20 protein-coding genes and 2 other annotated features (2 of these 22 running past the window's edge) are annotated in these 13,762 nt (G+C 37.1%); of the genes, 13 read left to right on the forward strand and 7 right to left on the reverse strand.

Annotation, left to right across the window (positions count from 1 at the left end; all coding sequences use genetic code 11):
• From ruvA to PYW32_RS02005, 7 genes are all read left to right on the forward strand, one after another.
• Nucleotides 1-329 carry the 3' portion of a Holliday junction branch migration protein RuvA gene (gene ruvA / locus PYW32_RS01975; protein ID WP_016176009.1) on the forward strand. It extends 277 nt beyond the left edge of the window, so only the last 329 of its 606 coding nucleotides appear in the window; its start codon lies beyond the left edge, outside the window; the stop codon is at nucleotides 327-329.
• Nucleotides 330-339: 10 nt separating this feature from the next.
• Nucleotides 340-1,338, forward strand: coding sequence for a Holliday junction branch migration DNA helicase RuvB (gene ruvB / locus PYW32_RS01980; protein WP_016176008.1), 999 nt, complete (start codon nucleotides 340-342; stop codon nucleotides 1,336-1,338).
• A gap of 14 nt (nucleotides 1,339-1,352) precedes the next feature.
• The gene (locus tag PYW32_RS01985; protein WP_016176007.1) at nucleotides 1,353-1,922 is read left to right on the forward strand and encodes a TetR/AcrR family transcriptional regulator; all 570 of its coding nucleotides are present in this window, start codon (nucleotides 1,353-1,355) and stop codon (nucleotides 1,920-1,922) included.
• A gap of 4 nt (nucleotides 1,923-1,926) precedes the next feature.
• The gene (locus tag PYW32_RS01990) at nucleotides 1,927-2,394 is read left to right on the forward strand and encodes a low molecular weight protein-tyrosine-phosphatase (RefSeq protein ID WP_016176006.1); all 468 of its coding nucleotides are present in this window, start codon (nucleotides 1,927-1,929) and stop codon (nucleotides 2,392-2,394) included.
• Nucleotides 2,395-2,770: 376 nt separating this feature from the next.
• Nucleotides 2,771-4,111: a H2O-forming NADH oxidase gene (nox, locus tag PYW32_RS01995; RefSeq protein ID WP_016176005.1), complete on the forward strand. Its 1,341-nt coding sequence runs from the start codon at nucleotides 2,771-2,773 to the stop codon at nucleotides 4,109-4,111.
• Between the two features lie 152 nt (nucleotides 4,112-4,263).
• A complete protein-coding gene (locus tag PYW32_RS02000; RefSeq protein WP_016176004.1) occupies nucleotides 4,264-5,049 on the forward strand; it encodes a carbon-nitrogen family hydrolase in 786 nt (261 codons plus the stop codon).
• 11 nt (nucleotides 5,050-5,060) lie between these two features.
• On the forward strand, nucleotides 5,061-6,227 hold the full coding sequence (locus PYW32_RS02005) for a pyridoxal phosphate-dependent aminotransferase (protein ID WP_016176003.1): 1,167 nt from the start codon (nucleotides 5,061-5,063) through the stop codon (nucleotides 6,225-6,227).
• 56 nt (nucleotides 6,228-6,283) lie between these two features.
• Here the strand turns inward: PYW32_RS02005 and PYW32_RS02010 are convergent, their stop codons facing one another.
• On the reverse strand, nucleotides 6,284-7,069 hold the full coding sequence (locus tag PYW32_RS02010; RefSeq protein ID WP_016176002.1) for a nucleotidyltransferase domain-containing protein: 786 nt from the start codon (nucleotides 7,067-7,069) through the stop codon (nucleotides 6,284-6,286).
• Nucleotides 7,070-7,166: 97 nt separating this feature from the next.
• Nucleotides 7,167-7,293: a sequence feature (ribosomal protein L20 leader region), on the forward strand.
• Nucleotides 7,294-7,333: 40 nt separating this feature from the next.
• Here PYW32_RS02010 and infC point away from each other — a divergent pair.
• Genes infC through rplT form a run of 3 tightly spaced genes read left to right on the forward strand, consistent with a single transcriptional unit; the run spans nucleotide 7,334 to nucleotide 8,493 of the window.
• The gene (gene infC / locus PYW32_RS02015) at nucleotides 7,334-7,855 is read left to right on the forward strand and encodes a translation initiation factor IF-3 (RefSeq protein ID WP_016176001.1); all 522 of its coding nucleotides are present in this window, start codon (nucleotides 7,334-7,336) and stop codon (nucleotides 7,853-7,855) included.
• A 37-nt stretch (nucleotides 7,856-7,892) separates the two neighbouring features.
• A complete protein-coding gene (rpmI, locus tag PYW32_RS02020; protein ID WP_016176000.1) occupies nucleotides 7,893-8,093 on the forward strand; it encodes a 50S ribosomal protein L35 in 201 nt (66 codons plus the stop codon).
• A gap of 40 nt (nucleotides 8,094-8,133) precedes the next feature.
• Complete coding sequence (gene rplT, locus PYW32_RS02025) at nucleotides 8,134-8,493, forward strand: 50S ribosomal protein L20 (RefSeq protein WP_016175999.1); 360 nt, start codon at nucleotides 8,134-8,136, stop codon at nucleotides 8,491-8,493.
• Between the two features lie 114 nt (nucleotides 8,494-8,607).
• On the opposite strand, the gene PYW32_RS02030 is transcribed toward rplT, so the two are convergent.
• Nucleotides 8,608-8,775, reverse strand: a complete 168-nt coding sequence (locus PYW32_RS02030; RefSeq protein ID WP_016175998.1) for a hypothetical protein — start codon at nucleotides 8,773-8,775, stop codon at nucleotides 8,608-8,610.
• A gap of 162 nt (nucleotides 8,776-8,937) precedes the next feature.
• Here PYW32_RS02030 and PYW32_RS02035 point away from each other — a divergent pair, with 162 nt between their 5' ends.
• The gene (locus PYW32_RS02035; RefSeq protein WP_016175997.1) at nucleotides 8,938-9,552 is read left to right on the forward strand and encodes a DJ-1/PfpI family protein; all 615 of its coding nucleotides are present in this window, start codon (nucleotides 8,938-8,940) and stop codon (nucleotides 9,550-9,552) included.
• Between the two features lie 43 nt (nucleotides 9,553-9,595).
• On the forward strand, nucleotides 9,596-9,886 hold the full coding sequence (locus PYW32_RS02040) for a hypothetical protein (protein WP_016175996.1): 291 nt from the start codon (nucleotides 9,596-9,598) through the stop codon (nucleotides 9,884-9,886).
• Here the strand turns inward: PYW32_RS02040 and PYW32_RS02045 are convergent.
• The 5 genes from PYW32_RS02045 to PYW32_RS02065 form a co-directional block, all read right to left on the reverse strand.
• Complete coding sequence (locus tag PYW32_RS02045) at nucleotides 9,843-10,415, reverse strand: threonine/serine exporter family protein (protein WP_016175995.1); 573 nt, start codon at nucleotides 10,413-10,415, stop codon at nucleotides 9,843-9,845. The two genes, PYW32_RS02040 and PYW32_RS02045, sit on opposite strands and share 44 nt — an antisense overlap.
• 189 nt (nucleotides 10,416-10,604) lie before the next feature.
• Nucleotides 10,605-11,078: an IS200/IS605 family transposase gene (tnpA, locus tag PYW32_RS02050; RefSeq protein WP_016174131.1), complete on the reverse strand. Its 474-nt coding sequence runs from the start codon at nucleotides 11,076-11,078 to the stop codon at nucleotides 10,605-10,607.
• Between the two features lie 227 nt (nucleotides 11,079-11,305).
• Nucleotides 11,306-12,361, reverse strand: a complete 1,056-nt coding sequence (locus tag PYW32_RS02055; protein WP_016175994.1) for an FUSC family protein — start codon at nucleotides 12,359-12,361, stop codon at nucleotides 11,306-11,308.
• A 125-nt stretch (nucleotides 12,362-12,486) separates the two neighbouring features.
• Nucleotides 12,487-12,651 carry a hypothetical protein gene (locus tag PYW32_RS02060; protein ID WP_016175993.1) on the reverse strand — a complete coding sequence of 55 codons (165 nt, stop codon included), beginning with the start codon at nucleotides 12,649-12,651 and terminating at the stop codon, nucleotides 12,487-12,489.
• A 108-nt stretch (nucleotides 12,652-12,759) separates the two neighbouring features.
• The gene (locus PYW32_RS02065; RefSeq protein WP_016175992.1) at nucleotides 12,760-13,203 is read right to left on the reverse strand and encodes an acyl-CoA thioesterase; all 444 of its coding nucleotides are present in this window, start codon (nucleotides 13,201-13,203) and stop codon (nucleotides 12,760-12,762) included.
• Between the two features lie 137 nt (nucleotides 13,204-13,340).
• On the opposite strand from PYW32_RS02065, the gene PYW32_RS02070 reads away from it, so the two are divergent.
• Nucleotides 13,341-13,592, forward strand: coding sequence for a hypothetical protein (locus tag PYW32_RS02070; protein ID WP_016175991.1), 252 nt, complete (start codon nucleotides 13,341-13,343; stop codon nucleotides 13,590-13,592).
• A gap of 82 nt (nucleotides 13,593-13,674) precedes the next feature.
• Nucleotides 13,675-13,762: a binding site (T-box leader), on the forward strand; it runs 117 nt beyond the window's last position.

A 13,762-nucleotide genomic window follows, 5' to 3' on the forward strand; every position in this document is an offset into this window, starting at 1 on the left:
ACCATGAAGGATTAATTGCGGCAATTGAATCGGGCGATATTACTTATTTGACTAAATTTCCAGGTGTGGGTAAAAAGACAGCACAACAATTAATTCTGGATTTAAAAGGAAAATTAGGTGAACTTGCGGGTGAGTTGACTGGAGAAGTACCGATGGAATTATTTACAACTTCGGAAAATCCTGCATTAGAAGAAGCAATAGCTGCTTTACAAGCGCTGGGATATAGTGAAAGAGAAACGAAAAAAGTCCATAAGCAATTACTTCAAGAACCAATTAAATCAACGGATGAATATTTGCGAGCTGGTTTAAAATTAATGATGAAAAAATAAGGAGAGGCATATGACTGATCGAATGATTTCGCCCAATACGAATCAAGAAGAAGAATTTCTTGAAAAAACATTACGTCCGCAGTATTTTGCGCAATACATTGGACAAGATAAGGTAAAACAAGAGTTAGCCATTTACATCCAAGCAGCTAAGCATCGTGAAGAATCATTAGACCATGTATTGTTATATGGTCCTCCAGGTTTAGGAAAAACAACAATGGCGATGGTTATTGCGAATGAAATGGGTGTAAACATTCGTACGACGAGTGGTCCTACAATTGAAAAACCAGGAGATTTAGTAGCAACATTAAATGAGTTAGAACCAGGAGACGTCTTATTTGTTGATGAGATTCATCGGTTGCCACGAGTGGCAGAAGAAATGCTTTATTCAGCAATGGAAGATTTTTATGTTGATATTATGGTTGGTCAAGGTACGACAGCGCATCCGGTTCATTTCCCCTTACCACCATTTACTTTAATTGGAGCAACGACACGGGCAGGAATGTTATCTGCGCCTTTACGAGATCGTTTTGGCATTATCTCCCATATGCAGTATTACGAGGAAAAAGATTTAAAAGAAATCGTCCAACGTTCGGCTGAGATTTTTCAAACGGAAATTGTGGAAGAAGGTGCAATTGAAATTGCTCTTCGTTCACGTGGCACACCGCGGATTGCGAACCGATTATTAAAACGTGTCCGCGACTTTGCGCAAGTTCAAGCTAATGGAGTTATTGATCGTAAAATTGCGGACAAAGCGTTGTCTTTATTACAAGTGGATAGTGCTGGTTTGGATTTGATTGACCAAAAGCTCATTAAAACGATGATTGAACTATATAACGGGGGACCAGTTGGGTTAAGTACACTATCGGTGAATATTGGAGAAGAGCGTGAAACAGTAGAAGATATGTATGAACCGTATTTAATTCAAAAAGGCTTTTTAAAACGAACACCACGAGGAAGGGTAGCCACTGCTTTAGCATATGAACATTTTGGTTACTCTTATCAAGCATAAAGGCGAGGAAAACAATGGCAGAAGGGAAAAAAACCAAAGCTGCGATTGCTGCAGCGTATATTCAATTATGTGAAGAAAAAGAATGGGCAAAAATTAGCGTGCAAGATATTGCAGCAAGTACCGGTATTAATCGTCAAACTTTTTATTATCATTTTCCAGATAAAAAAGCCCTCTTACATTGGGTTTATTTGAATGATGCGTTACGCTATCTTTCTTCTGACGAGGTTTCATTTGATAATTGGGAAGAACAAGTATTAAAAATGTTGAAAACCATGCAAGAAAAAAGTGTATTTTATCGTAATACGTTAATGGGTGACCGCGATGTTTTGATGAATGCATTCTTTCATATTGTTCAAGGTATTTTTAGTCAATTGTTCTTACAAGTAGATGAAGAAAAAGTCTTATCAGAACAAGATATTCAATTTTATAGTCGCTTTTTTTCTTTTGGCTGTAGCGGTATTTTAGAAGCATGGATTCGTGGGGATTTTCAAGAAACACCTTTAGAAATTTCAATGCAACTTTTACGCTTAGCCCAAGATATAGAAGTCTATTCGTATCGTATTTACCAAAGAAAAGAGGAATAAGCAGATGACAAAAGTTTTATTTGTATGTTTAGGCAACATTTGTCGTTCACCAATGGCTGAAGGGCTCATGCGACAGTATAGTGAAGAACATCAATTGGGATTGATTGTTGATTCTGCGGCAACGAGCCGTTGGGAAGTTGGTAATCCAGTTTATCCTGGAACCAAGCAAATTTTACAAAGAGAAAATATTGATTCCTCCCACATGTTTTCCCGTCAAATTAAACCTGAAGATTTTGAAATGTTTGATTGGATTATTGGCATGGATCATGAAAATGTTGAGGATTTATTGGCGATGGCACCTAAACAAGCACGCCATAAAGTACATTTATATTTAGAGGGTGTTCCGGGAAAAGAAAACCAAAAAGTACCTGATCCGTGGTACACAGGCAATTTTGACCAGACGTATCATCTTTTACAAGCCGGATTACCTTTGTGGGCTGAAAAGTTTAAAATGGAAACAAAAACTGATTGAAAAAGTCAGTTTTTTGTTTTTTACCCAATAAAATCGTTATTTTACGAAAATGAAATAATTTTATCACACTTTTTTCATACTTACTGAGTATAGTATAAGCATACCAACAAACAACCCTAACAAAACACTTTTTCATTTTTACTCCTTACCTACCAGTTCCCCGCTGGTAGGTTATTTTTTTGTTTTTGAAGGTTTTTTAAAAGATACTTATTTCACAAATAAAAAAGATAGAATTTTTTTTATAGTGATAATTCCCTGTTATAGCATGTTTTCATCAGAAAACTGTCATTTTTTTCGCTTGTGCAAAAAAAAGTGATAGTTTCTTACTTCACAATCTAGCTATAATAAGCTTGTAAATTAAAAGGAGGAACTATCAATGACAAAAACAGTAATTATTGGATCGAATCACGCAGGTATTGCCGCTGGAAATGTTTTATTAGATAAATACGAAGACCAAGAAGTTGTAATGATTGAACGTAACAGCAACTTCAGTTACCTAAGCTGTGGAACAGCTCTTTGGGTAGGTCGTCAAATCGATGAAGATGAAGTACCAGGCTTATTCTATACAAACCGTGAAGATTTCGAAGCAAAAGGCGCGAAAGTTTATTTAGAAACAGCTGTTGACAACATTGACTTTGAGAAAAAAGAAGTACATTGTGTGAAATCAGATGGTTCTGAATTTGTTGAATCATATGATAAATTAATTATTGCAACTGGTTCTAAACCAATCTCTCCAAAAGTACCTGGACGTGAGTTGAAAAACATCACATTCATGAAAAAATATGCTGAAGGCGAATTTATCGATGGCATCTTGGATTCAGATGAAATCCAAAACGTTGCTGTCATCGGTGCAGGTTATATTGGTGTTGAAATGGCTGAAGCTGTGAAACGTCGTGGGAAAAACGTATTGTTATTTGATGCGATGGATCGTTCTTTACCAAGCTACTATGACCGTGAATTTACAGATGCGATGGATAAAAATCTAGCAGACAATGGCGTGGAATTACACTTAGGTGAATTAGTTCAAGAATACAAAGGAACTGATAAAGTTGAAGCAGTTGTTACAGCAAATGGTGAATATCCAGTTGATTTAGTTGTCAATGCTATTGGTTTCTTGCCAAATAGCGAATTAGGCAAAGATCATTTGCACCTATACAAAAATGGCGCTTACTTGGTTAACCGTCATCAAAGAACAAATGATCCAGACGTGTATGCAGTTGGTGACTGTGCAACAGTTTACTCAAACGCCCTACAAGATACAACGTATATTGCTTTAGCAACAAATGCTGTTCGTACAGGGATGGTTGCAGGTGAAAACATCGGTGGCGCTGCAATTTCATCACCAGGTGTGCAAGGTTCAAACGGAATCTCAATCTTTGGTTACAACATGGTTTCAACTGGTTACTCTGTTGAAGCAGCAGAACGTCATGGCTTAGTCGTGAAATATACTGACTTTGAAGATACACAAAAACCAGGCTTCATGAAGAAAAACGATAAAGTTAAAATCCGTATCGTATACGAAGCAAACACTCGTCGTATTGTTGGTGCACAAATTGCTTCAACAACTTCAGAAATTTCAATGGCCATCCACTTGTTCTCATTAGCTATTGAGCGTGGAGTGAAAATTGATGAACTAGCGTTACTAGACTTGTTCTTCTTACCACACTTCAATCAACCATATAACTACATTAACAAAGCAGCATTAGCAGCAGAATAATGAGTGAAACGGCAATCGATGAGGATTGCCGTTTTTTTGTTTTTCATCGGTGATTGAAAAAAAGTATCTATAAAAAGATTGACTTCTGAAAATTCTGACGATATGATGACTCCATCTAAATTGATCGTAATAAGAGAAAGGTGTGCGTAGCGATGACAAAATTATCTTTGGTTTTACTGCAATTAGATGTGGTCTTTGGTGATCCAAAAGCCAATCGCCAAAATGTGAGTGAATGGTTTGCAAAAGCCAATTTACAACCAAATGAATTCGTCTTATTACCAGAATTATGGGATACAGGCTATGATTTAACGCGTTTGCCAGAAATTGCTGACCGAGAAGGGAAAACGGCTCAAGCATTTCTGGCAGGATTAGCCAAACAGTATCAAGTATTTATTTCAGGAGGGTCAATTGCACGACAAGTTGCGGATAAGGTTTTTAACACGACATATGTAGTTGCTCCAACTGGAGAAATTTTAACCCGTTATGACAAGGTTCATTTGTTTCGTCTAATGGAAGAAGAAAAATTCTTGCATGCGGGAAATCAACTAGCACAAACTAACATTGCTGATTTTTCTGTCGCACCATTTATTTGTTACGATTTACGTTTTCCAGAATGGTTCCGCAAAAGTGCGAATGAAGGAACTGATTTATTGGTACTTTCTGCTCAGTGGCCCACACCACGTATTGCGCATTGGGAAAAACTAGTTCAAGCACGTGCAATTGAGAATCAGTGCTTTGTAGCAGCAGTGAATCGTGTGGGGGCAGATCCGAACAATCAATTTGGTGGTCATTCATTAGTCGTTGATCCTTTAGGAAATAGTTTATTACAATTGGATGATTCAGAGACGATTGGACGTGTGACGATTAGTCAAGATGCGGTAGTGAAGACACGTGGACAAATACCAGTCTTTGAGGATCGTCGTACAGAATTATATTGAGGGGGAAGCGAATGATACAAACATCAAGAAGGTTGCAAGAATTACCAACACAATTTTTTGCTAATTTAGTGCGACAAGTCAATCAAAAAATAGCAGAAGGTAAAGATGTGATTAATCTAGGGCAAGGAAATCCTGACCAACCAACGCCACCAGGAATTATTCAGACGTTACAACAAGCGGCTGAAAAACCAGCCAATCATAAATATTCACAGTTTCGTGGCAATCATTTTTTTAAACAAGCCGCTGCCGATTTTTATTTGGAGCATTATGGTGTGACTCTTGATCCGGAAACTGAAATTGCGGTCATGGGTGGTTCAAAAATTGGCTTAGTGGAATTACCACTAGCTTTATTAAATCCGGAAGATAGTATTTTATTACCTGATCCAGGGTATCCAGATTATTTATCAGGTGTGGTTTTAGCCCAAGTTCAACAAGAATTTTTACCTTTATTGCCTGAAAATGGGTATTTGCCTGATTACAGTAAATTGAGTCAAGAAGTCTTGGAAAAAGCGAAACTACTCTTTTTAAATTATCCCAATAATCCAACTGGCGCCCAAGCAACGGCTGACTTTTTTGACGAAACAGTGGCTTTTGCGAAAAATCATGAGATTGCGGTCGTGCATGATTTTGCTTATGGTGCTTTAGGAACGGAGCAAGAAGCACCGATTAGCTTTTTGCAAAGTGCAGGGGCGAAAGAAGTCGGTGTTGAGTTATATACGTTGTCTAAAACCTATAACATGGCGGGGTGGCGCGTAGCTTTTGCGGCAGGCAATGCTGAAATTATTGAAGCGATTAATGTCATTCAAGATCACTTGTTTGTCGGTTTATTTCCAGCTTTGCAAGAAGCCGGTGCCTATGCTTTAACCAACAATGAAAATGTTGAGGCATTAGTAGCGCTCTATAATCGTCGACGGAACGTATTTGTTAAAGCTGCGGCGGCAATTGGTTGGCAGGCGTATCCTTCAACAGGTGCTTTTTACACATGGATGCCTGTACCGAAAGGCTATACGAGTGTTTCATTTGCGAATTTTCTTTTAGAAGAAGTCGCTGTGGCCGTAGCACCGGGAAGTGGTTTCGGTGACGGTGGCGAAGGGTATGTTCGCATTGGTCTATTAGTAGAAGAAGCACGCTTAGAAGAAGCAATCAAACGAATTGCCACGTTGCAATTAATTTTTTAACTAAAATCTTTCTCAAAAAGAAATCCTCTTATGATGTTGTCATAAGGGGATTTTTTTTATTTGATGAGAGAAACAACTTGCTGATAGTGAGCGAAATCAAGAGTTAGCGATGGCTGTGCGGTTAGATTTAAGAGCGTGATCTGTACCTGTTCATCTATTTGGTGAATGAACTTGCTTTCTGCTGATAACAAGTCTTGTATAATATGTTGTTGTGCAGTCGTTAATTTTGTACGAGGACCTTCGTATTTACTCCAATCCCCTAAGCTATTTGGTGGATATCCTTTTTCCATATACCAAAAAGAAATTAAGCAATGAATAGTCATCAGACGACAAGTTGTAGCATATATTGTTTCTTGGCGTTGCAAACGACGATAATATTCGTGCAAATTGGCATAATATTTTGTTAAAAAGAAATCCAGTTCAGTTTGTGTGGGTAGGTAGGATTGTTGGTGTGAGGCAACTTTTAGTTCGTGTAACTGATGCTGTTCCTCTTTTAAAATCCAAATGTTTGCAAACCACGGACTAGGTTGTAATTCTTCTGGATAATAGACAAAGACATCCAATTTAATGAAAGAAGCAAAATGAACCACTGCATAAAAAGACGTTTGTGTTTCAATAAATAAAATTGGTGCTACTTTTTTAAGAAACATCTTCAAAAATTGTTCTTTGTCTACTGTTGGTGCGAGAACGATTCGAAAATCAATATCAGAATAGGCATCTGGATTTCCGGCAGCGAGTGAACCACCAAGGAAAAGCCCTTGGACAGATGTTTGTTTTTCAGCTAAAGTTTGGACACGATCGAGTAACTGATTACGAGCTTCGATGAGTGATTTTTCGTTCATATAAAAGCAACTCCTTTTTAAATGATTGTACCACAGAAAAAAATGTTGTTTATTCATTGACAGTCTATGGGAAATTTGATATGATATAAAAGTTGAGAAATGAAAGCAGAAGCACCCGCTTCTCGCCTGAGTGAATAAATTGCTGGGCAGAATAGGATTCCGACTAATTGATTAGCTGGGGTACGCGCGGGTTCTTGTAGAAGAACTCGTTTTTTTATTGCCATAATGGTAATTCTTTCTTTCTCTCAAATAACTTGGAGGTGAATGACCATAGCTAAAGATATGATGGTAAATGACGGCATTCGTGCAAGAGAACTACGCTTGATTGATCAAAACGGTGAACAATTAGGAGTTAAATCTAAAGCAGAAGCATTAAGTATTGCTGAGAGAGCAAATCTAGATGTAGTATTAGTGGCTCCAAATGCGAAACCACCAGTTGCGCGAATTATGGACTACGGTAAATATCGTTTTGAACAACAGAAAAAAGAACGTGAAGCCCGTAAGAAGCAAAAAGTAATTAATATTAAAGAAGTGCGCTTAAGTCCAACGATCGACGTAAATGATTTCAATACTAAATTGCGTAATGCACGAAAATTCTTAGAAAAAGGCGATAAAGTGAAAGCTTCTATCCGTTTCAAAGGACGTGCCATTACCCATAAAGAGATTGGTCAAAGAGTTCTAGATCGTTTAGCAGAAGAAACTACTGATATTGCAACAGTAGAACAAAAAGCGAAAATGGATGGACGAAGCATGTTCTTAGTGCTTGCACCTAAAAACGAAAAATAAAACTGATTAACGAAAGATTTTGAGGAGGAAATTAGTTATGCCAAAACAAAAAACTCACCGCGGATTAGCAAAACGTGTTAAACGTACTGGCGGAGGCGGATTAAAACGCGCTCGTGCTTTTACTAGCCATAGATTCCACGGAAAAACTAAAAAACAACGTCGTCAATTACGTAAAGCACGTATGGTATCAAGTGGCGATTTCAAACGTATCCGTCAACAATTAGCAAGAATGAAATAAACCAATTACTAGATTTGATATATATTAGGAGGAATTAAACATGGCACGTGTTAAAGGTGGAACAGTAGCTCGTAAACGTCGTAAAAAAGTGCTTAAATTAGCAAAAGGATATTACGGTTCAAAACATACTTTATTTAAAACAGCTCAAGAACAAGTAATGAAATCATATAGTTATGCATATCGCGATCGTCGTCAGAAAAAACGCGACTTCCGCAAATTATGGATTGCACGTATCAACGCTGCAGCTCGTATGAATGGCTTAAGCTATTCTAAATTAATGCACGGTTTGAAAGTTGCTGAAATCGACATCAACCGCAAAATGTTAGCTGATTTAGCTGTAAACGATGCTTCTGCATTTACTGCATTAGCTGACCAAGCTAAATCTGCATTAGCTAAATAATAACAGTGTCCTCACTATTTTAATAGTGGGGATTTTTTTAGCAAAAAAATAAAAAGAAAAACAGGTTCATTTCAAAAAAATTCTGCTTTTCTGTTATGACAAATGAATCTCACTTCATTTTTTTAGTCCAAACCAATACGTAACTAGCCCCAAGCTTAAAGCAATAAGTGCACATAGTAATAAAGGAAAATAATAAAAATACATAAAATATTTTCCAATAAATAAAAGTAAAAAGAAGATTAACGCTAGTGAGACATACATTGTTGCTGAAATTATCCACATAAAAAATCCTCCTTAGATTGATAGCTTTTCTTCATTATAAATGAAAACTAGCATTGTAAACGTTTATTACCCAAACGTCGTAAATCCATCCCTGAACGTCAAAAATAATCATTATTGAAAGGCTTTCTTCTGTGATACAATAGCGATAATAGGAGGTCACACATGCAAAAAGTAAATTTTTTGGTTTTTGATAATTTTGAAACTCTTGATTTATTTGGCGTTGTTGAGATTTTTGGTCGCTTAAAAGAAACCTATGAATTAACATTTGTTTCTTTGAAAGGTGGAGTGGTTACAAGTAGTCAACAAACACCGATTGTTACTGAACCAATTTCGACACTTGATCCTTCTGGTATTTTGGTTGTTCCGGGAGGTTTGGGAACGAGAAAATTAGTTTTGGATATGCAATGGTTGGCGCATTTAAAAGAATTAAGCGTGCAAGCAGCATACGTGTTAACGATTTGCACAGGTTCGGCTTTGTTGGCTAAAACAGGATTGATTGATGGAAAGCAAGCAACCAGCAATAAACGGGCATTTGATTGGGTTATGTCGACCAATCAAGCCGTTAAATGGCAACGAAAAGCACGTTGGGTTGTTGCTGACAAGTATTATACTTCTTCTGGCGTCTCGGCTGGAATGGATATGGCATTAGGCTTTATTGCCGATCAACATGGCAAAGCCTGTGCTCAAAAAATTGCTTATGATATCGAATATGTTTGGAACGATTGTCCAGACGAAGACTTTTTTGTTGGAAATAAGGAGGAAAACGATGAAAAATAATTAAAATTTTGTTGCAGAAAAATATCAAAATCAGGCGGAATATGTGCCTGTTGCTGAAAACATTTATCAATTTGGAAATGAATATGTAACAAGTTTTTCATTTGAACCTGAACCTGAGCTTGGAGAAGAAAAAGTAGGCAGTTTATATGGACCGTATGTCATTGAAGATTTATTGGATACCTATAGCTCATATGTTTCGGATTTTTACGATACATTAAATAAAAAGAATGAACAAGAATGTTACTTTGAAGTGGCTGGTGATTTAGAAGAAGTCCAACAATCGAGAGAAATTATTGGCAAACACGTGTATCATCAAACGATTGAAGAAAAATGAGAAAACTACTTGTTACATAGGCAATGATTTGTGATAATTTCAATTTGGGAACGATAAATAAACTATAGCTAGCTAAAATCATTCCTAAAATCAAAGCGCCACAGGCATCAGCTAATGTCCCGCTGAAAATATAACAAAAACTTGCACTACCAAACATATACACTACAAATTTTAAAGGCACACTGCTGAACGATTCTTGTTGGATGATGGTTAGTTGTTTTCTTGCTTCGGTCGGTCCGATTTTTCCTTCTGTAATATGGCGCGACAAGGTATTGATGGCATCAATTCGTCCCAATGAAATGGGTGAAATCGGGGTGTCACGTACTTTTGCATGAACGTTTTTGGCATTCGGATGTGAGGTTAAGAAAATGCCATGAATCGAGACATAACTATCAAAATTTTCTAGCCCAAACGCTTGCGCAATATGGGTGATGGTTGATTCTACCCGTTTGACTTCTGCTCCGTTTTTTAATAACGTTTCACCAATATCGTAGACGAGATCAAAACGTTCTTGCTGATCCACTTTCATTCAGTCCTCTCATAAGTTTTCAAGATATTCTACTATCAGATGAAAAAAAAGCAAAAATCAAAACCTCCAGTGTGAACTGGAGGTTTGTTCTTCGGCTGAAAGCCTCTTTTACCGGCCATAGCCTAAAAGGCTTCCTGAACGGTTTCCCACTTGCACCACTTTTACTCACTGATCCTTAAAGAATCTCTTTCACTTCTTCTTGTTTTTTTGTCCTGTAAACGGATCATACTCTTCAAACAATGTTAGCTGATCTGCTACATAATCTTCTTGTACTTGATTCCGAATGTATTCTTCGATCTGCTTCTTATTTCTTCCTACTGTATCCACGTAATACCCTCTACACCAAAATTTTCGGTTCCCATACCGATACTTCAAATTCGCATGTCTGTCAAAAATCATTAAGCTACTCTTGCCTTTTAAATAGCCTACAAAACCTGATACACTATATTTTGGTGGGATACTTACGAGTAAGTGGATATGATCTTTGCACGCATTTGCTTCGATGATCTCCACTCCTTTTCTTTCACATAATGTTCGGATGATCTCACCTATACTTTTCTTATACTTTCCATAAATCACTTGTCGTCTATATTTTGGTGCAAAAACAATGTGGTACTTACATTTCCATGTCGTGTGTGATAAACTTTCATTAGCCTTTTTCATAATAGGCACCTCCTAAATTGATGGATGTGGTGGTCGGGAAACCAATTTCATCTTATCATTTTTGGGAGGCTTTTTTAATACCTCGCTGGAAGCTCTTTGGAACCCCCGGCTTAGCCAGGGGTTTTCAATACACATAAATAAAAGGAGCTGTACTATCAGCTCCTTGCAGAATAATCTAACGAAACACTGATGCCTCCTGTGTTGTTTCGATCGTTAGGTGTTAGTTGCTAATCGTTTTCTTTGTCTAATGTTTCATGTAAATGGAAGGCTTTATTATAAAACTCTAAACCAATCGTCATAATCCAAGCAGCAAATAGTCCCAATAAGCTACCTAACACAATCCCAACAAAACGATCTTGCAAAAGCGAAGTCACATATTGATGTTTAATTAAAGCTGCTAACATCAGAGACATTGGCGTGATAAAAAAGTTTGCTAAGGCGTAATTAGAACGAATCGAACATTCAACAATCACATATAACGCCGTAATGGTTAATAATGTTTGGATTGTAGTTAAGGGAAGACTAAGTAATAAAGCAGCAATGCCAATACCAATTGTTGTGCCAAAAATTCGTTGAATATTGCGATGCAACATAGCACGTAAATTATCGCCTTGCAAGATAGCGGCGGTCGAAACAACTAACCAATACGGATTGTTTAGTTGTAATCCTTGGCTTAGATAGACAGCAAAAAATAACATTCCAGAATAAAAAATACCATCTAAAAATACGGCCGGATCGTTGGCTAATCGTTGGGATAATGCCACTTTTGGTATAGGTGTCGCCGGTGTCTTTTCTGTCAGGTTAACGATGGTGGCGATGAGTAAAGAAAGAACGATCCCCATCAAAAAGTACAGAGAAGCCGACGGTAAAATGGCCAAAGGTAATTTCATACTAGCACCCATAGCAGCAACCATTACACCAAAAAAGACGCCGGGTTTGGTAATATTATAGAGTCGGAAAAAGACTCGTCCAATAAATGCGATGAAGCCGACCACTAGTGGCGCTAACCAGCCAATATGTGTTGACAATGCGCCAAGAAGGTAACTGGCAAAAATGTATAGCCCGACTGCACTTAGTCGGAGTAGTAATGTTTTTAGTGGTAAATTTTGATAATAAAAAAACACAAAAATCCCAAATGAACCGAAACTAGCAATCGCCATATTATTTAAAAAATAACTGGTAAATAATATGATGAACATACATAGTCCCGAACCAAATAGTTGCATGGGATTAATTTTAGGCTTATTTAAATGAAAGATTTCTTTTAAAAATGGTGTACCCATCTCATCACTCCTTTGATATAAGAATAGCATGTCGGAAGAGAAGCATAAACCTGACATGCTTGTGATAGTTTTATCTATGTAAAAAAGCCAAGAAAAAAGCCTGAGTAACTTTTCAATAAAAGAACTCAGACTTGGGTTTTTTCTAATCTTTTCACACGACCGCCAATTTTATCGGCTAATGCTTCAGATTGCTTTCTATCGTTGAAAATCAACAACTTCTCTAGGGATTTTTCTCTGGTACGTTGACCATCTTTAGAAATATATCCGTGAAAAACTTTGATTGCGTACATCGAATCACTCCTTTCAATTAATCTACTGTTAATTATACGAAGGAGAGAATAAAAATCAAAGAGAACGCGTTCATTTTAATAAAATTCCAATAATTGTTAAGAAACTCACTATTTTTCGTGAATTTTATTTTGTAATTGGGCATAATCTGCGAAGATTTTATGAAATTCTGGAACAGCTTTTTTTAAATGAACCAGACGTTGGGTTTCTTTATTTAAAAAACAATGCTTGCTCGTTCCAGTCGTCAATAAGTGTTCCTTTACATCACGGATTTCATAACGAAAATCAAGTCGGGTACCGGTATATTTTTCGACCAATACACCGATTCTAATAGTGTCTCCATAGTGAATCATTTCCTTGTATTGACAGCTTACTTCTAGTACTGGAACGATAATTCCCGCTTCTTCAATGGCCTGATAAGGTAAGTGTAAAAAGCTTAAAATATCGACACGAGCTTCTTCAAACCAACGAATGTAATTGGAATGGTGAATAATGCTCATTTGATCCGTTTCGTAGTAATGGGGTTGTCGAATATAACCTGAATATAAGGTCAAAAAAAACGCCTTCTTTCTATTAGTTTCTATTCATTAGTGTACGGTGAGAAAGCAGAAGGTGCAAGAATCTTTTTTGAACAAAGTTAATTGAGAAACGTTCTCAATCGATGTGTGCTCAATAAAAAGGAGCGATGTTTATGCGTTGGTTAGTCAAACACCGAATGACTTTGTATCGTTATGTGATGGTTTTATATGTTGTTGCTCTAAATAGTTTGTTTTACACTTCAGGCAATTTGTGGATTATGATGATTGCAACGATTGGCAATATTTTGGCTGTTTTAGCGATTTTAGGTTTTTCTTTCCATGAAAAGGTACGTAAAATTGAGCGTGAAGAAAGATGTCAACAACGCAAAGAACACCGTGAAATCAGAAAACAAACATCAGAATAGAATAGTGCAAGTTTTCTGAAAATATTGTTTCTAAAATCTTGACTTTTCACGAGCTTTCCTGTACCTTATAGCTAATATCGGAAAAAAGCCAGTGAAAGAACGAGTACGCAGCAAATGGCACTTTAAAGAGAGAACTACCTTGGCTGAAAGTAGTTTAGGACATGCGGCAG

This window comes from Enterococcus saccharolyticus subsp. saccharolyticus (genome assembly GCF_029023825.1).
Classification (GTDB): Bacteria; Bacillota; Bacilli; order Lactobacillales; family Enterococcaceae; genus Enterococcus_F; species Enterococcus_F saccharolyticus.